At 68.3% G+C, this 17,539-nt stretch carries 13 protein-coding genes; 10 read left to right on the forward strand and 3 right to left on the reverse strand.

The window, feature by feature from the left end; translation table 11 throughout:
* Nucleotides 1-199: 199 nt before the first annotated feature.
* The 5 genes from ABIB26_RS12205 to ABIB26_RS12225 all read left to right on the forward strand — a co-directional run bounded on the left by ABIB26_RS12205 (nucleotide 200) and on the right by ABIB26_RS12225 (nucleotide 6,500).
* Entirely contained in the window at nucleotides 200-1,726 is a 1,527-nt protein-coding gene (locus ABIB26_RS12205) for a leucyl aminopeptidase (protein ID WP_354243178.1), read from the forward strand.
* Nucleotides 1,727-2,005: 279 nt separating this feature from the next.
* Complete coding sequence (gene lpdA / locus ABIB26_RS12210) at nucleotides 2,006-3,391, forward strand: dihydrolipoyl dehydrogenase (RefSeq protein ID WP_354243181.1); 1,386 nt, start codon at nucleotides 2,006-2,008, stop codon at nucleotides 3,389-3,391.
* A gap of 127 nt (nucleotides 3,392-3,518) precedes the next feature.
* Nucleotides 3,519-5,321 carry a 2-oxoglutarate dehydrogenase, E2 component, dihydrolipoamide succinyltransferase gene (gene sucB, locus ABIB26_RS12215; protein WP_354243183.1) on the forward strand — a complete coding sequence of 601 codons (1,803 nt, stop codon included), beginning with the start codon at nucleotides 3,519-3,521 and terminating at the stop codon, nucleotides 5,319-5,321.
* Nucleotides 5,322-5,432: 111 nt separating this feature from the next.
* A complete protein-coding gene (locus ABIB26_RS12220) occupies nucleotides 5,433-5,801 on the forward strand; it encodes a hypothetical protein (protein ID WP_354243185.1) in 369 nt (122 codons plus the stop codon).
* Nucleotides 5,802-6,071: 270 nt separating this feature from the next.
* Entirely contained in the window at nucleotides 6,072-6,500 is a 429-nt protein-coding gene (locus tag ABIB26_RS12225) for an OsmC family protein (protein ID WP_354243188.1), read from the forward strand.
* A gap of 109 nt (nucleotides 6,501-6,609) precedes the next feature.
* Here the strand turns inward: ABIB26_RS12225 and ABIB26_RS12230 are convergent, their stop codons facing one another.
* On the reverse strand, nucleotides 6,610-10,176 hold the full coding sequence (locus tag ABIB26_RS12230) for a S41 family peptidase (RefSeq protein ID WP_354243191.1): 3,567 nt from the start codon (nucleotides 10,174-10,176) through the stop codon (nucleotides 6,610-6,612).
* Nucleotides 10,177-10,250: 74 nt separating this feature from the next.
* Here ABIB26_RS12230 and ABIB26_RS12235 point away from each other — a divergent pair, with 74 nt between their 5' ends.
* Nucleotides 10,251-11,153, forward strand: a complete 903-nt coding sequence (locus tag ABIB26_RS12235) for a TIGR01777 family oxidoreductase (RefSeq protein WP_354243194.1) — start codon at nucleotides 10,251-10,253, stop codon at nucleotides 11,151-11,153.
* 657 nt (nucleotides 11,154-11,810) lie between these two features.
* Here the strand turns inward: ABIB26_RS12235 and ABIB26_RS12240 are convergent.
* Nucleotides 11,811-13,586, reverse strand: a complete 1,776-nt coding sequence (locus ABIB26_RS12240; protein WP_354243198.1) for a serine/threonine-protein kinase — start codon at nucleotides 13,584-13,586, stop codon at nucleotides 11,811-11,813.
* Between the two features lie 98 nt (nucleotides 13,587-13,684).
* On the opposite strand from ABIB26_RS12240, the gene lipB reads away from it, so the two are divergent.
* The 4 genes from lipB (at nucleotide 13,685) to ABIB26_RS12260 (ending at nucleotide 16,777) form a co-directional block, all read left to right on the forward strand.
* Nucleotides 13,685-14,362, forward strand: a complete 678-nt coding sequence (gene lipB / locus ABIB26_RS12245; protein WP_354243311.1) for a lipoyl(octanoyl) transferase LipB — start codon at nucleotides 13,685-13,687, stop codon at nucleotides 14,360-14,362.
* The gene (gene lipA, locus ABIB26_RS12250; protein WP_354243200.1) at nucleotides 14,359-15,366 is read left to right on the forward strand and encodes a lipoyl synthase; all 1,008 of its coding nucleotides are present in this window, start codon (nucleotides 14,359-14,361) and stop codon (nucleotides 15,364-15,366) included. The genes lipB and lipA overlap by 4 nt, the downstream gene beginning before the upstream one ends.
* Nucleotides 15,367-15,456: 90 nt before the next feature.
* Nucleotides 15,457-16,218, forward strand: coding sequence for a DUF4191 domain-containing protein (locus tag ABIB26_RS12255; RefSeq protein ID WP_354243203.1), 762 nt, complete (start codon nucleotides 15,457-15,459; stop codon nucleotides 16,216-16,218).
* Nucleotides 16,219-16,321: 103 nt separating this feature from the next.
* Nucleotides 16,322-16,777 carry a DUF3817 domain-containing protein gene (locus tag ABIB26_RS12260; RefSeq protein WP_354243206.1) on the forward strand — a complete coding sequence of 152 codons (456 nt, stop codon included), beginning with the start codon at nucleotides 16,322-16,324 and terminating at the stop codon, nucleotides 16,775-16,777.
* Between the two features lie 182 nt (nucleotides 16,778-16,959).
* Here ABIB26_RS12260 and ABIB26_RS12265 read toward each other — a convergent pair whose 3' ends face one another.
* Complete coding sequence (locus ABIB26_RS12265) at nucleotides 16,960-17,397, reverse strand: RDD family protein (protein WP_354243208.1); 438 nt, start codon at nucleotides 17,395-17,397, stop codon at nucleotides 16,960-16,962.
* Nucleotides 17,398-17,539 lie beyond the last annotated feature (142 nt).

The raw sequence follows: 17,539 nt of genomic DNA on the forward strand, positions 1-17,539 counted from the left end.
ATTCCTGCCCCCGGTGTGCTCCAGCTCTCATCCAATTGAATTCCCGCAGGGCGGAGAGACTACGATCGGAACTGGCCTTATGGACGGCCTTGAAGACACTTAGGTTGCGTCTCAAGCCGGCTGTGGCTCCGGTTCCCAGGGCAGGGCGCCGAACATGCAGTTCCTGCCGAAAAATCACAGAGAATTGAGGACTGTCCTCGTGGTCAAGAATACCGAAGTCAAACTTAGTGCAATTGCTGGGGGTCTGTTGAAGTCCCCCAGCGACGCCCTCGTCATCGGCGTGGGACAGGGGCCGGACGGTCCCGTCCTGCTGGGCAACCCGCTGTCGGCCAAGGCCGCCGGGGCGCTGGCGGAATCACTGAGCGTTCTTGGCGTCACCGGGGCAGCCGACCAGGCCCACCGGCTTCCGGGCCTGCCGGAATCCGGAGCGGCGGTGCTGGTGCTCGCCGGCGTCGGCAAGCTTGCCGCGAACCAGCCGCTCACCGAGGAGGCACTGCGCCGTGCAGCCGGCTCCGCCGTCCGCCAGCTCGCCGGCGTCGCCACCGTCACCCTGGCCCTCCCGACGGCGTCCCTGGCCGACGTCGCGGCCGTCGCCGAGGGCGCCGCGATGGGCGCCTACTCGTTCACCGAGCACCGCTCCTCCAGGGACGGCCTGAAGGACCCGGTGAAGAACGTCGTGATCGTCACCGGGCTCGCCGCGGACAAGGGGCTGCAGCCGGTACTGAACCGCGCGGCCCTGATCGGCAAGGCCGTGAACGCCACCCGCTCGCTGGTCAACCAGCCGCCGAGCCACCTCTTCCCGGAGTCCTTTGCGGACGCCGCCAAGGAACTCTCCAAGGGCCTGCCCGTCAAGGTCACGGTCTGGGACGAGAAGCGCCTGGAAAAGGAAGGCTTCGGCGGCATCCTCGGCGTCGGCAAGGGCTCCACCCGCCAGCCGCGCCTGGTCAAGGTCGAATACGCCCCGGCCAAGGCCACGGCCAAGATCGCGCTCGTGGGCAAGGGCATCACCTTCGACACCGGCGGCATCTCGCTCAAACCGCACCTGGGCATGGGCGACATGAAGTCGGACATGGCGGGCGCCGCCGTCGTCCTCAACACCGTGCTGGCCCTCGCCGGCCTGGGCCTGCCCGTCAAGGCAACCGCCTGGCTGTGCATCGCGGAGAACATGCCCTCCGGTGCCGCCCAACGCCCGGCCGATGTCCTCACCATCTTCGGCGGCAAGACCGTGGAGGTCCTCAACACCGACGCCGAAGGCCGCCTCGTCATGGCCGACGGCATCGTCGCGGCGAGCCAGGAATACCCGGACGCCATCATCGACGTCGCCACGCTGACCGGTGCGCAGCTGATCGCCCTGGGCGACCGCACCGCCGGCGTCATGGGCGCCGACTCCGTCACCGGCCCGATCAAGGCCGCCGCGGACCGCGCCGGGGAGCTGGTCTGGCCGATGCCGCTGCCGGAGGAGCTCCGTGCCAGCCTCGACTCGCAGGTCGCGGACATCGCCAACATCGGCGAACGCCACGGCGGAATGATGACGGCGGCGGTGTTCCTGCGGGAATTCGTCGGCAACGGCAAGGACGGGGAGCAGATCCCCTGGGCGCACATCGACATCGCCGGACCGTCCTTCAACACCGGCAGCCCCTACGGCTACAACCACAAGCAGGGCACCGGCTCCACCGTGCGGACCCTGGTGGCATATGCCGAGGACATCCTGGCTAGCACCGTCTGAGTGTCCGCGGCGCATTGTGGCGGGGGCATGACTCCCCCGCCACAATGCCGCGTGACACTGGACACAAGCGCTCCACAAACGCCACGGCAAGGTGGAGCATGGATAAGTGGTTCGCTAAGGTGAACCACGATAGACCCAGTCAAGTAGTGACACTCAAGTAGTCACAACCACATAGTCACAAATGAAAGGGAACGGGCCTGCTGGCATAATCGCGGCAGGAAGTTCCAAGACCAGATGATGCGTACTCTCGTGTCATCGTTCACGCGAGGGAGCGTTTTAGTGGCCGATCAGGCAACTGCGCAAGAATTCGACATCCTGGTACTCGGCGGCGGTAGCGGCGGCTACGCAACTGCCCTGCGTGCTGTTCAGCTCGGCCTCACCGTCGGCCTGATCGAAAAGGGCAAGCTCGGCGGTACCTGCCTGCACAACGGCTGTATCCCCACCAAGGCCCTGCTGCACTCCGCAGAGCTCGCCGACCACGCCCGGGACTCATCCAAGTACGGCGTCAACGTCACCCTCGACAGCATCGACATCACCGCTGTCAACGCCTACAAGGATGGCATTATTGCCGGCAAGTTCAAGGGCCTGCAGGGTCTCATCAAGGGCAAAAAGGGCATCACCGTCATCGAAGGTGTTGGCAAGCTCCAGGGCACCGACACCGTCGTCGTGAACGGCACCGCGTACAAGGGCAAGAACATTGTCCTCGCGACCGGGTCTTACTCCCGCACGCTGCCGGGTCTGGAAATCGGCGGCAAGGTCATCACCTCCGACGAAGCCCTCACCATGGATTACATCCCCAAGAGCGCGATCGTCCTCGGCGGCGGCGTGATCGGCGTTGAGTTCGCTTCCGTCTGGAAGTCCTTCGGCGTCGACGTGACCATCGTCGAGGGCCTGCCGTCGCTGGTCCCGAACGAGGACGCGGCGATCGTCAAGGCCTTCGAGCGCGCGTTCAAGAAGCGCGGCATCAAGTTCTCCACCGGCGTCTTCTTCCAGGGCGTCGAGCAGAACGACGACGGCGTCAAGGTCACACTGGTGGACGGCAAGACCTACGAAGCCGACCTGATGCTCGTGGCCGTCGGCCGCGGCCCCGTCACGGCCAACCTCGGCTACGAAGACGCCGGTATCACCATCGACCGCGGCTTCGTCATCACCAACGAGCGCCTGCACACCGGCGTCGGCAACATCTTCGCCATCGGCGACATCGTCCCCGGCGTGCAGCTGGCGCACCGCGGCTACCAGCAGGGCATCTTCGTCGCCGAAGAGATCGCCGGCATGAAGCCCGTCATCGTCGAAGACGTCAACATCCCCAAGGTCACCTACTCCGAGCCCGAAATCGCCACGGTGGGCTACACGGAAAAGGCCGCCAAGGAGAAGTTCGGCGAGGACCAGATCCAGACCCAGGAATACAACCTGGCCGGCAACGGCAAGAGCTCCATCCTGGGCACCACCGGCCTGGTCAAGCTGGTCCGCCAGAAGGACGGCCCCGTGGTGGGCGTGCACATGATCGGCGCCCGCATGGGCGAGCAGATCGGTGAAGCCCAGCTGATCGTGAACTGGGAAGCCTACCCGGAAGACGTGGCCGCACTGGTCCACGCCCACCCGACCCAGAACGAGTCCCTGGGCGAGGCGCACCTGGCATTGGCCGGCAAGCCCCTCCACGGCTAGGCATTACCGCCCGCAGCACCGCAAGAACTCAGGGTTTAGTGCACCCGGCGCGAATTGCCGGGTGCACTAAGCTCGACCAAGGCAGCAACCATCCGCACTAAAGATCAATAAGGAGAACGGGGACGATATGTCTGAATCCGTTAACTTGCCCGCCCTCGGTGAGAGCGTCACCGAAGGAACCGTCACCCGCTGGCTCAAGCAGGTAGGTGACCGGGTAGAGGTGGACGAGCCGCTGCTCGAAGTTTCCACCGACAAAGTAGACACCGAGATCCCCTCTCCGATCGCCGGCGTGATCGAGGAAATCCTCGTCGCCGAAGACGAGACCGCTGAAGTCGGCGCACCGCTGGTACGCATCGGCGACGGTTCCGGTTCCGCCGGTGCAGCCGCCCCGGCCGCTGAAGCCCCCGCAGAAGCAGCCGCAGAAGCACCGGCCCCGGAAGCACCCGCCCCTGAAGCAGCCGCCGAATCTCCGTCGGCTGCCGAAGCTCCGGCCCCCGCCGCTGAGGCGCCGGCTGCCGAAGCGCCCGCTGCCGCACCGGCCGGCGAAAGCCACGAAGTGACGCTCCCGGCCCTCGGCGAAAGCGTCACCGAAGGCACCGTCACCCGCTGGCTGAAGAGCATCGGCGACACCGTCGAGGTGGACGAGCCGCTGCTCGAGGTTTCCACCGACAAGGTCGACACCGAGATCCCGTCCCCGGTCGCCGGCACGCTGCAGGAAATCCGCGTCAACGAGGACGAAACGGCCGAGGTGGGCTCCGTCCTGGCCGTCATCGGCTCCGGCGCTGCCGCGCCCGCCGCAGCCCCTGCTCCCGCAGCGCCCAAGGCCGAAGCGCCCGCCGCCCCGGCACCCGCGGCGGCCCCGGCAGCTCCAGCACCCGTGGAAGCCCCGAAGCAGGAGGCACCGGCCGCACCGGCCGAAGCCCCCCAGCAGGAGGCACCCAGGCAGGAAGCAGCCCCGGCTGCCGCAACCCCGGCCGCTTCTTCCGCAGACGCCGGCTACGTCACTCCCCTGGTCCGCAAGCTTGCCAACCAGCAGGGCGTGGACGTCTCCTCCTTGACCGGAACCGGCGTCGGCGGCCGCATCCGCAAGCAGGATGTGCTGGCAGCCGCGGAGGCCAAGGCCGCTCCGGCCCCGGCAGCAGCCGCACCGGCAGCGTCCGGCGCTCCGGCCGCGCGGGCCGCAGCACCGTCCGCCGACCAGTCCTCGCTGCGCGGCACCGTGCAGAAGGCGCCGCGGATCCGCCAGGTCATCGCCCGCCGCATGCGCGAATCCCTGGACATCTCCACCCAGCTCACCCAGGTGCACGAGGTGGACATGACCAAGGTCGCCAAGCTGCGTGCCAAGGCCAAGAACTCCTTCCAGGCCCAGAACGGCTCCAAGCTGACCTTCCTGCCCTTCATCGCCAAGGCTGTCGCCGAGGCCCTGAAGCAGCACCCGAAGGTCAACGCCTCCTACGACGAGGACAAGCAGGAAATCACCTACCACAACGCCGAGCACCTGGCGATCGCGGTGGATACGAACAAGGGCCTGCTGGTTCCCGTCATCTCCGACGCCGGCAACCTGAACCTGGCCGGCCTGGCCGGCAAGATCGCCGACGTCGCGGACCGCACCCGCAACGGCAAGATCGGCCCGGACGAGCTTTCCGGCGGAACGTTCAGCATCACCAACATCGGTTCCGTTGGCGCCCTGTTCGACACCCCGATCATCAACCAGCCGCAGGTCGCAATCCTCGGCACCGGCGCGATCGTCAAGCGCGCCGTCGTGGTTGCCGACGAGAACGGCGATGATTCACTGGCGATCCGCTCGATGATGTACCTCTCCCTGACGTACGATCACCGCCTGGTTGACGGCGCCGATGCGGGACGTTTCCTGCAGACGCTGAAGGCCCGCCTTGAAGAAGGCGCCTTCGAAGCCGACCTCGGACTGTAGGAGCTGCAGCACACGGAATACCTGACCGCACAGCCGGTCAGCGGAGGGCATCTTCCCGCAAGGGAGGGTGCCCTCCGCTGTTTACGGACACTTTGTCGTTAGGCTGGGCCCATGACCATTCTTTTCTACATCCTGCTCTTCCTGCACATAGTCGGTGCCTCCATGGTCGTCGGTGTCTGGATCGCCAATATGAAGACCCCCACCGTCCACCCCCGGCAGCGTGACGGCGCCTTCGTGCAGCTGATCACAGGCATCGCCATGATGGGAATCCTGCCGGTTCTGCACAACCAGAATCCCGCCGAGTTCGACCCCAACTACTTCAAGCTCGGCATCAAGTTCGCCGTCGGCCTTGCAGTGGCCGTCCTGGCCGTCATCGGCGCCCGGAAGGTCAAGAAGGGCGAAGCCGTCTCCAAGGGCCTCGCCCACGGCGTCGGTGGACTCGCGCTGCTGAACGTGGCCATCGCCACCCTCTGGCAGTAGCTTTTCTCCTGCACCGCTTACGACGGCGACGCACCCCTCGCAGGGTGCGTCGCCGTCGTCGTTGTGCCGGTGTTTCCTGCGGTCAGTCGCCGGCGATCCGCGCCTCGGGCGCTCGCTGTCCGGGACCGTGCATTCCATGGCGACCTGGTGCAGGGTCACAATCCTCTGACAGCGGACACCCGTGCGCCGGCGGCGCTGAATCCCTAGGATTGGACACGGCACGGTCCGGCGCTTCGCCGGATCGCGGATTCACCACGATGAGGAGTGGACATGGCAGCAACACGCACCGCACACACTGTATGGAACGGCGACCTGATGACGGGCGCCGGCAACACAACCCTGGACAGCTCCGGGCTGGGCAACTTCGATGTCACCTGGAAGGCGCGCGCCGAGGCCTCCGAGGGCAAGACGAGCCCCGAAGAGCTCATCGCCGCCGCACACTCGGCCTGCTTCTCGATGGCCTTCAGCCTCGCCGTCGCGCAGGCCGGCCACACGCCGGAAGAAATCAACACCAAGGCCGACGTCACCTTCGTTCCCGGTACCGGCATCACCGACAGCCACCTCACCCTGAGCGCGCGCATTCCGGGGATCTCCAAGGAGGAGTTCCAGCGCCTCGCGGAGGAAGCCAGGACCGGGTGCCCCGTTTCGGCCGCCCTGACCGGCATCAAGATCACCCTGGACGCCTCCCTGGCCTCCTAGTACCTCACGCGCCGTACGTCACGCGCCAAAGCAGAAGGTCCCCGTTCCCCTTCCAGGGAGCGGGGACCTTCGCCGTTCGGGGGCATTCGCCGCTTTGGGCCGCGGCGGACTACTTGCCGGGCTGCCGGGCCGGCAGCGGGGCGGGCCGCACCTTCCGGTAGCCTTCGCGGAGCGGCGGACGGTCGGTCGGCAGTTCCTGGATCATTTCCTTCAGCGCGCCGATCCCGTATTCCAGCTGCGGGTCGGTCCCGGCGGCGTACGCGTGCGGCGGGAAGGTCACCTCGATGTCCGGTGTGACGCCGAAGTTCTCCACGCCCCAGCCGACGCCACCGGCGAACCAGGTCGCGTAGCGCGGCTGCGTGACCCCGGTGCCGTCCGCCAGGGCGAAGCGGTTGTCGATCCCGACGACGCCGCCCCAGGTCCGGGTGCCGATGACCGGACCGATCCCCCGCAGCTTGGAGACCTGGGTGATGATGTCGCCGTCGGATCCGGCAAACTCATCGGTGAGGATGATGACGGGGCCGCGCGGGGCGTGGTGCGGGTAGGTCCTGGGCTTCTCGCCGCGGGGCATGCTCCAGCCGGTGACCTTGCGGCCGATGAGTTCCGCCACCAGCTGGGAGGTGTGGCCGCCGCGGTTGCGGCGGACGTCCACGATCAGCCCGTCGAGGGCCGTCTCGGTGTCCAGGTCCCGGTGCAGCTGGGCCCAGCCGTTGGCCATCATGTCCGGGATGTGAAGGTAGCCGAAGGTGCCCTGCGAGGCTTCGCGGACCGTCCGGCGGTTGCCGGCCACCCATTCCTGGTAGCGCAGCCGTTCCTCGTCCTTGACCGGAACCACCGCCACACGGCGCTGCTTCCCGGCCTGGTCACCGTGTCCGGGACCGTTGCGCAGGGTGAGTTCCACGGCACGGCCGGCGGCGCCGACCAGTTGCACCGCGGGCGTCCTGGCTTCCGTAAGTTCCACGCCGTCGATGGCCAGCAGCACGTCGCCGGGCTTGGCGTCCGCGCCCGGACGGGTCAGCGGGGACGTGGCCAGCGGGTCGGAGGATTCCCCGGCCAGGATCCGGGTGATTTCCCAGCCCTCACCGGTGAAGGCGAGGTCCGCGCCGAGCCGGCCCTGGCCGTTGCTGCCGTTCTCGGTGACGGCGGCGGGGCGGACATAGGCGTGGGAGGTGCCAAGCTCGCCGTGGAGTTCCCAGAGCAGGTCCACAAGGTCATCGTGCGAGCCGAGCCGGTCCACGATCGGCCGGTAGCGGGCGTGCACGGAGTCCCAGTCCTGGCCGGCCATGTCCTCGGTCCAGAAGAAGTCCCGCTGGAGGCGCCAGGTCTCGTCAAAGGCCTGGCCCCAGACGCGCAGCGGTTCCAGCTGCACGCGGATGCGGTTCAGGTCCACCTTGACCAGCTGTCCGGACTCCTCATCCGCCTTCGCTCCGGCCGGGGTGACGCGGATCTGCTTGTCCTGCAGGAAGACCACCTTTTCCCCGTCGCCGGAGAGGCGGTAGCTGTCCAGCGCCTCGACGATCGTGGTGGTGCGGCGCTTGGCCAGATCGAAGCGGACCAGGCTCGGCGCGGCGGTCTTGTCTTCCAGGCTGGCCCGGCCCTCGCCGGTCACACCGGACAATTCGCTGTCCAGCCAGAGCAGGGCCCCGGCCGTGGCCGTGAGCGCCGAGTAATTCCCCTGCGGCACGGGGACGGAGATGACACGGTGGGCCAGGCCTTCGGCGTCGACCCGGACGGCCGGTACCTGGTCCTGCCCGGAGCCCTCGGCGGCGTTGGATTCCACCCCGCCGGTGACGTCGTCCTGCAGGTCCACGGTGGGGCCGAACGGCGACGGGGTGTCGGCGGCGAGGGCCACCAGGTAGGGCTTGATGGGGCTGGGGAAGGACAGATCGAAGGAGTGGCCGTCGTAGACCGGGTCGAAGCTGCGGTTGGAGAGGAAGGCGAGGTACTTGCCGTCCGGCGTGAACGCCGGCGATTCGTCGCGGAAGCGGCCGTCGGTGACGTCGATGATGACGCGCTTCCCGTCCCCTGCCTTCCCTTCGGCGGCGGCGTCGACGGCGGCGGCCTTGGTGATCCGGAGCCGGCTGCGGGAGCCGAAGGAGGTGACCGGCTCGGACCAGCCCAGCCACGCCGAGTCCGGCGACCAGCTGAAACCGTCGATGCTGCCTTCGCCGATGCTGCTCACGAGCGACAGGGCACCGGTGCGGGTGTCGGCCAGGTAGATGTCACCGAAGGCGGTGCCGACGGCCAGCCAGTTGCCGTCCGGGCTGGCCTCGATGGCGCTGGCACGGCTCGGCTTGGGGAAGTCGAGCCTGGTGGGCTGGCGGGAGTCCTGTCCCTGCTGCACCGGGGTGGCGTTCGTGCCTGCCGCAGGGCCGGCGGTGTCTGCAGCGTCGTGACCGGCAGCGTTCCCAGCCGGTGAGGCCACGGCCGGCGGGACCACGGGGACGACGGCTTCCGGCCGGGTCAGTGCCGCGGCCGAGACCGGCTGCGGCAGCGGCGTGCCGGCGTCGGAGTCCTCCTGCGGCGTGGCGGCCTTGGTGGCGGGCGTCGCTGCAGTCTGGCTGCCGGGCTGGTATCCGCCGGCCGGCGGACCGGCGATGGCCTTCAGGTACAGGGCCTCGACGCCGTCGTGGTCTGCCACATACGCGATCCGGCCGTTACCGAAGGGGCGCGGCAGCCGGGCCCGTACGCCCGGCGTGGCTTCCAGAATGCGTGACGGGCCGTCCTGGTGCCGCAGCCAGTGGAGGGTGCCGTGGGCTTCGACGGCGCTGGATCCCCCGGTGCGGTCCGGAACCACATCGCCGAGGTGCCGGGAGGGCAACAGCTGCGTGGCGCGGCGTCCCTGCGAAGCGGAGCCGAGCGAAATCTCGAGTTTGATGGCATCCGAGCCGAGGTCCGGCAGGAGCCAGAGTTCGCCGGCCGATTCGAAGACGACACGCTTGCCGTCGGTGGCGGCGTGCCGGACGTAGAAGTCTTCATGGTCTGTGTGGCGGCGGAGACCGGTGCCGTCCGGCAGCACGGAGTACAGGTTGCCGTAACCCTCATGGTCGGACAGGAACGCGATCCGCCCGTCGACCCACATGGGGTCCGTGAGGTTGCCGTCCAGCTCGGGCGCGAGCCGCTCGAACTCGCCGTTCCCGTCCCGGTCAATCCACAGTTTGCCGGCGGCGCCGCCGCGGTACCGTTTCCACCACGCCGGCTCACGCGAGAGAACGCTGGCGAGAACCACCGGGCGTTCATCCCCCACGACCGGGCCGAAGGCCACGGACTCGACCGGGCCGAACGGAAGCTCCTCTGCCCAGCCGCCGGCAACGGGCAGGCTGTAGGCGTGGGTGTGGCGGCCGTCGGACTGGCGGAACGCGCTGGTGACGACGACGTCCCCGGCGGGGGTGAAGCCCTTGACCCGGGTGGAGCTGTGGCCGAAATAGCTCAGCTGGCGGTAGCCGCCGCCGTCGACGTCCGCCGTGACAACTTCCGGGGCCGTCCCCTGCACCACGGTCCACACGAGGCGCTTGCCATCCGGGCTGAAGCGGGGGTTGCGGGCGGGCAGCTGCAGCGAGGAGACCCGCCAGGCGCGGCCTCCTCCGAGGGGCGCGATCCAGACGTCATCCTCGGCCACGAAGGTGACCAGATCGCCGTGCAGATGCGGGAAACGGAAGTAACTCGAAGAGGTCATCGTTCGATCATAGTCAAGACCGGCTCCTCTCCCGGGGAGGTGTCCCGGCCGTGCCGGGCATGGTGAGATGGATCATGCGAATCATAGTTGCCGGAGCCTCCGGACTGATCGGAACCGCCCTTTCCAGCGCCCTGCGCAACGCCGGGCACGACGTCGGCACCCTGGTCCGGCGTCCGCCCGCCTCTCCGGCCGAATTCCAATGGGACCCGGCGGCGGGCCGCATCGATGACTCCGCCCTCCGGGGAGCGGACGCGGTGGTCAACCTTTCCGGGGCCGGAATCGGCGACCGGCCCTGGACCCGGTCCCGCATCAACGAACTCCGCAGCTCGCGGCTGGGCGCGACGCGGACCCTGACGACGGCGATGGCCCGGCAGGAGACCCCATCCCTGGTGTTCCTGAGCCAGTCGGCCTCCGGTTACTACGGCGATGCCGGTCCGGCGGTGCTTCGGGAGGGTGCGCCCGCCGGGAGCGGCGTCCTGGCCCGGATCTGCGTGGACTGGGAGGCCGCGGCGCACGAGGCTCCCGCGGGGGTCCGTGTGGTCACGCCGCGCACCGGGGTCGTCCTGAGCCGCTCCGGCGGCGCCCTCGGCCGGCTGATGCCGCTGCTGCGTCTCGGCCTGGGCGGCCCGCTGGGCAACGGCCGGCAGTACTGGCCCTGGGTCACCCTGCCGGATGTGGCCGGAGCCTTCAGCTTCCTGCTCACGGCGCCGTTGTCCGGTCCGGTGAACCTCTGCGCCCCCGAAAGCGCCGACGTGAACTCCCTGATAGCCCAGCTCGCCGGAGCGCTCCACCGGCCGGCCATGCTCCGGGTCCCGGCGCCGGTGCTGCGGCTGGTGATGGGCAAACTCGCCGACGAACTGCTGCTCTCGAGCCAGAAAATGGAACCGGCAGCGCTCAGCGAAGCCGGTTTTGAGTGGCAGCACCCTTCCCTTCACCAGGCAGCCGCGTGGGTGGCGGGACGCGAACCGGGGGCCTGAACCGGCGGCCTCGGCGTGCGCCTGGGCTGCCAACTTCGGGCGCTGACCTGCACCGCCAACTTCGGGCGCTGGTGGTCATTTTCGTTAGATCGTCGGGGGTTGAGGCCCAGTCTTCGCGCCCGGGAGGACATGCCCATTTTTCGCGCCCGGGACCGCGCATATCCGGAATATGTCCATCGGCGGACCCCGGCGCGGGGCATGAACTGACCCGGGGGCACGTGCAGCGGCTCCGCTGGGCGCGTCGGGCCACTTCCCCGGGAGGACATGCCCAGTCTTCGTCCCGGGACCGCGCATAACCGGACTATATCCATCGGCGGACCCCGGCGCGGGGCATGTCCTGATCCGGGGGCACGTGCAGCGGCTCCGCTGGGCGCGTCGGGCCACTTCCCCGGGAGGACATGCCCATTTTTCGCGCCCGGGACCGCGCATATCCGGAATATGTCCATCGGCGGACCCCGGCGCGGGGCATGTCCTGACCCGGGGGCACGTGCAGCGGCTCCGCTGGGCGCGTCGGGCCACTTCCCCGGGAGGACATGCCCAGTCTTCGTCCCGGGGACCGGGCATAACCGGACTATATCCATCGGCGGGCCCCGGCGCGGAGCATGTCCTGTCCGGTGGTCATATTCGCTGAGGCCGTCGGGTCAGGCTGCATACCCACTAGCCTGGGGCGGGACTTCCCGGAAGGATCTCCTGGATCCGCCAGCGGCCGTCGACCGGAACCAGTACCAGCCGGAGCCGCTGCTGGTCCCCTGCAGCAGCCTCGGCGACCAGGACGCCAGCGGCGTCCCGCTCCTGATAGGGGGTCGAAGCCACACTGACGGCCACGACAGCCCGCGACGGGCTGCTGTCCGGCGCAGTTTCCACCCCTGTCAGAAGGGTGGAAAAGCCGGTCAGCACATGACCGGATTCCGAGAGCCGGGCACCGATCCTGCCGTCAGCCGCGGCAGCGGAGGACGCCGGGACGTTGACCTCGTCCAGCAGGCGCACGTCCCCGGAGTTGAACGCCACCGAACGCAGCCGGGCCAGGCCACGGACCGCTTCTTCCGGGTCCGCCGAACGGAGCAAGGCCTGCACATCCTGGGGGACGGTGGCCGGCGTGGCTGCCTCCGGGGGTGGAGGCTGCGGCGTCGAACCCGCGGCACTCCTTTCGGAGGCCGCCGGACCCGGTTTGTCTGTGGAAGCCGCGGGGAACAGCGAAGGCAGCCGGGTTCCGGCCAGCAGCCCGGCAGCCGAGAGGACCAGGACCAATGCCAGCCCCGCCGTGGCCGCGCGAAGGCCGCGGCGGCCGCCACCACGGCTTGCGTAGCCCCTGGTCCCGGAACGATTGGTCCCCCAACGGCTCCGGTTGGCAGTGTGTCTGGCGCCCGCCAGGCGCGGCCCGGCCTCCAGACGCTGCTCTGCGGCGCGGCCAGGGCGGCCCGCGCGGCCGGCGCGGCCGGCGCGGCCCGCGCGACCGGGTCGCCCGGGGCCGCGGGCGCCGATGCGAAACCAAGTGCGCAGCCGTTCAGTCTTGAGCCTTCGCGGGCTGCGGGGCAGGGCACGGCGGGTCAGCAATTGCGGCATCACCGTCGGATGGACCGTGCCGGACAGGTCCACGGGCTCCGCCCCGGCACTGCGGTAGACCGCCGCGGCCAGCTCCGCGGCAGCCGGCCGGAGCCGCCGGTCCTCCTGGAGACCTGCTTCCAGGGCGGCGGCCAGGGCGGCCGGAACCCCCGGCACCAGCAGGGGCAACGGCGGACGTTGCTCCCCCGGCTCCGGGGCGTGTCCGGTCAGGCAGTACCAGCCCAGGGCCGCGAGGGAGTAGATGTCACGCTCGGGCTGCAGCCCGGCCCGCACGGCGTCCACCGGGGCCGGATCCCGGAACCCCTCGGTGCCGGCCTCCGCCACTGCATTGGCATCGGCCACCATCCGGGCGACGCCCAGATCAGCCAGCAGCGGTTTGCCGTGGGCGGTGAACAGCACATTGCCGGGGGCCACGTCGCCGTGGGTGAACCCATGGCCATGAAGGTACGCCAGCGCCTGTGCGATCGGAGTCAGAACGGTCACCGTCTCGCCGGGGCCCAGCCGTCCCCGGCCCGCCACGAGCGCGGTCAGCGAACCGCCGGGAGCGTAGTCCAGCGCCAGCCCGAGCCCGCAGCCTCCGCCGCCGTCCTCTTCTGGGGGCCAGTGCAGGCGCACCACGGTGTGCGCCCGGACCAGGTGATCGTGGTCCAGGGCGGAGAGGATGCGGACTTCGCGCCGCATCTCCTCTTCCGCTTCCTTTGACTCCAGCGAGGTGCCGCCGGCGGCGAAGCACTTCAGGGCAAAGTCGCGGCCCGTCGATTGTTCGGTGACGAGCCAGACGGTAGCGCTGCCGCCGCGGCCCAGGCGGCGGCCGACGTCGTAGCCGGGAACCACCGGGGCCGCACTGCCGGCCTGTGCGAAATCATCCATACCCAAGAAATAGCCGATCCCCCGAAATCCCGCAGAAGTTATCCACAGGAGTGAGAGCTTGAACACACAATCGGGTACGACGGCGGGCGAGGTCTAAGCTGGATGCCATGACTCTTGAGTTCTCCCGGCTGGGTCTCGCCCCGGATTTCGTCGAATACACCCGCGGCTGGGATCTCCAGCGCGAACTCCACGAGAAGGTGGTCGCCGGCACCGCGCCCAGCACCGTATTGCTGCTCGAACATTCCGCCGTCTACACGGCCGGTAAACGCACCGAGGACCACGAACGCCCCTTTGACGGAACTCCGGTGGTTCCCGTGGACCGCGGCGGCAAACTCACCTGGCACGGTCCCGGGCAGCTCATTGGCTACCCCATCATCAAGCTCAGGAACAGGGCCGGCATCCGCGACTACGTGGAGCGGCTGGAAGCCGTGATCATCAACGTGCTCGCCGACTACGGCATCGCCGCCGTACGCATCAAGGGCCGTGCGGGCGTCTGGATCGAGCAGGATGAGAAGGGCCCGGACCGCAAGATCGCGGCCATCGGCATCCGCGTCCACGAAGGCGTCACCATGCACGGCTTTGCCATTAACTGCAACAACGATCTTGCGCCGTATGGCCAGATCATTGCCTGCGGAATCACCGACGCCGGCGTCACCACGATCGCCCAGGAGACCGGGCGGGACGTCACCCCGGCCGACCTCGTTTCGCGGATCATCGAAGAACTGCGCAACAATGAAGAAGCCCTAGTTGCGACCCACGAAGGAGCTCTACTGTGACACTGGCACCAGAAGGCCGGAAAATGCTGCGTATCGAGCAGCGAAATGCGGCCACACCGGTGGAACGTAAGCCCGAGTGGATCAAGGCCAAAGTCCAGATGGGCCCCGAGTACGTGCAGCTCAAAAACCTGGTCAAAAAAGAAGGGCTCCACACCGTGTGTGAGGAGGCCGGCTGCCCAAATATCTTCGAATGCTGGGAAGACAAGGAAGCGACCTTCCTGATTGGCGGCTCCGAATGCACCCGCCGCTGCGACTTCTGCCAGATCGACACCGGCAAGCCCTCCCCGGTTGACGTTTTCGAGCCGACCAAGGTGGCCCGTTCCGTCCAGGCCATGCAGCTGCGCTACGCCACCGTCACCGGGGTGGCCCGCGACGACCTCGCCGACGAGGGCGTCTGGCTCTACGCCGAAACGGTCCGCAAGATCCACGAACTCAACCCGGGCACCGGCGTCGAACTCCTCATTCCGGACTTCTCCGGGAAGCCGGAACACATCCAGGCCATCTGCGACTCCAAGCCCGAGGTGTTCGCGCACAACGTCGAAACAGTGCCGAGGATTTTCAAGCGCATCCGCCCCGCGTTCCGGTACGACCGGTCGCTGGACGTCCTCACTCAGGGCCGGAACCTGGGCATGGTGACGAAGTCGAACCTGATCCTGGGCATGGGCGAGACCCGGGAAGAGATTTCCGAGGCCCTCCGGGACCTGCACGACGCCGGCTGCGACCTCATCACCATCACGCAGTACCTGCGCCCGAGCGAACGGCACCTGCCGGTGGACCGCTGGGTCAAGCCGCAGGAGTTCGTTGACCTGCAGCAGGAAGCGGACGAGATCGGTTTCCTCGGCGTCATGAGCGGGCCGCTGGTGCGTTCCTCCTACCGGGCCGGCAGGCTCTGGGCCACCGCGATGCGCAAGAAGGGCTGGGAAATCCCGGCCGAGCTCGCGCACATCGAAAGCTCCGGAACTACCCGCCAGGAAGCGAGCTCACTGCTCGCGGCACACTCCTGACTCCGGTTGTAAACAACTGTGGCCAAGGGCCGGCACCGGACATTTCCGGCGTCCGGCCCTTTGCCATAAATCACGTAGAATTAAGGCACTATGGCGAATTCCTCTGATTCCAGCACCTCCACTCCGGCTGCCGATGCTCCGAAGCGTGGCCTTTTCTCCCGTAAGCCGAAGGAAGCCAAGGTCAAGAAGCCCAGCCGGCTGAAGCAGATCGGCGAGGTCTTCCAGATGACCCGCCGCCATGATCCGATGGTGCCGTGGCTCATGCTGCTCGCCTTCCTTGGTGTGGTGGCCGTCAGCTTCGTTGTCGGCTACGTGCTGGAAAACTGGATCACCGGTCTGATTATCGGCATTCCGCTGGGCATCCTCGCGGCCACCCTGATTCTTTCCCGCCGGGCGGAGCGCGCCGCGTTCGCCCAGATTGAAAACCAGCCGGGCGCCTCGGGCGCTGCACTGGGAACCCTCAAGCGCGGCTGGATCACCGAAGAACAACCCGTCGCAGTGAACCCCCGCACCCAGGACGCCGTCTTCCGCGCCATTGGACGGCCCGGCGTCGTGCTGGTCAGCGAAGGCCCCAGCACCCGGGTCAGGCCGCTGGTCGACGCCGAACGCAAGCGCCTCGCCCGCATTCTCCCCAACGTCACCATCCACGTGATCGAAAGCGGCCGCGGCGAAGGCCAGGTGCCCATCAGCCAGGTCGCCAAGCAGATGAACAAGCTGAAGAACGAACTGACGAAGATCGAGGTCAGCGCCGTGTCCAAGCGCATTTCATCGCTCGGAAGCCGCCTGCCGATCCCCAAGGGCATTGACCCCTACAAGGCCCGCCCGGACCGCAAAGCCTCCCGCGGACGCTAAGCGTCCCGCAGCGCCCGGCCACCAGAACTTCGGGAGTCGCCCCGGTTACCGCCTCTCAGGCCGGCAGCCGGGGCGATTTCTTATTCCCCAAGGCTCACTCCCCTTGCTCATCCCCGACGCGCTCATCCCGACGCTAATCAACGACGCTATCAACGTCCAGCAGGACAGAATCCGGAGACTCCCCATGAAACTGCCATCCAAGCCGGCCTTGATCCGCATCTTCCGGGTACTCGCCATTGCCGAGGGCTTCAGCTGGGCCGCCCTGCTGATCGGCATGTTCCTCAAATGGATCACCCGGACCACGGAGCTCGGCGTGGAGATTGCCGGCCCCATCCACGGCGCGTTCTTCATCGCGTACGGCACCACCGCCCTGGGCCTCTGGGGCCTGCAGCGGTGGCCGTTCCGGGTGGCGCTGTTCGCAGGGCTCTCCGCGGTTTTCCCGTTCGCCACCGTCTGGTTTGAACGCTGGGCCGGGCGGCACGGTTTCCTGGGCGCCAAGTCCGGCCCGGACGTTTCGACGCCGGCACGGGTGGCAGCCGGCGAGACGGCCGGGGTCTAGCTCCGTCCGGGCCCGCTCGCGGGTTGCGATGCCGGTCCGAGGGTCCGTCCGCCATCACGTCGCCCCGACCATTTGACACAAATGGCCGCTACACGGGTGGCTTAGCGGCCATCTGTGGCGAACGGCCGGGGGGTCGGCGCATCCTGGCGGCCCGCGGCGGGCGGGCCATCCGCCGTCGGGAGCTACAACCGGACCAGCACAGTGTTCATGGCCTTGTCATGCAGGCCGCGCTGGTCGGGATCGAAGATGACAGCGGGGATGACGAGGCACAATAGCAGGGTGCGGACCAGGGCCGGGAGCGGGCCGGCGGGACCGCCGCCCAGCCGGGTCAGATGGATCCCCATGATGCGGTGGCCGATGCTGTAGCCGAGCGTGCCGATCAGCAGCGCCTGCTCGACGGCGAAGACAGCCAGGGTTGCCCAGGGGTTTCCGGTGAACGCGAAATTGCTGATCAGCAGCGCAATCCCCCAGTCGACGCAGATGGCCAGGATCCGGCGGCCGGCGCGTGCGATCGAGCCCGGTCCGGATTCCGGCAGGCCCAGCCGCTCCCCCGGGTACTTCGAAATGCCGGAGATGTCCGGCCCGCTGAGCCATGAGCCTATGTCTTTGCGATCAACCACCCTCCCAGCCTATCGGGAAAGCCAGCGCTGTCGGGAAAGCCAGCGCCATCGGCATAGCCCGGCCGCCTCCGGCCGTTCACACTGTGGACCTCGCCTGGCCACAGTGTGGGACCGGATAGGCCACACTGTGGACACCGACTAC

This window comes from Arthrobacter sp. UYEF20 (assembly GCF_040546335.1).
Classification (GTDB): domain Bacteria; phylum Actinomycetota; class Actinomycetes; order Actinomycetales; family Micrococcaceae; genus Arthrobacter.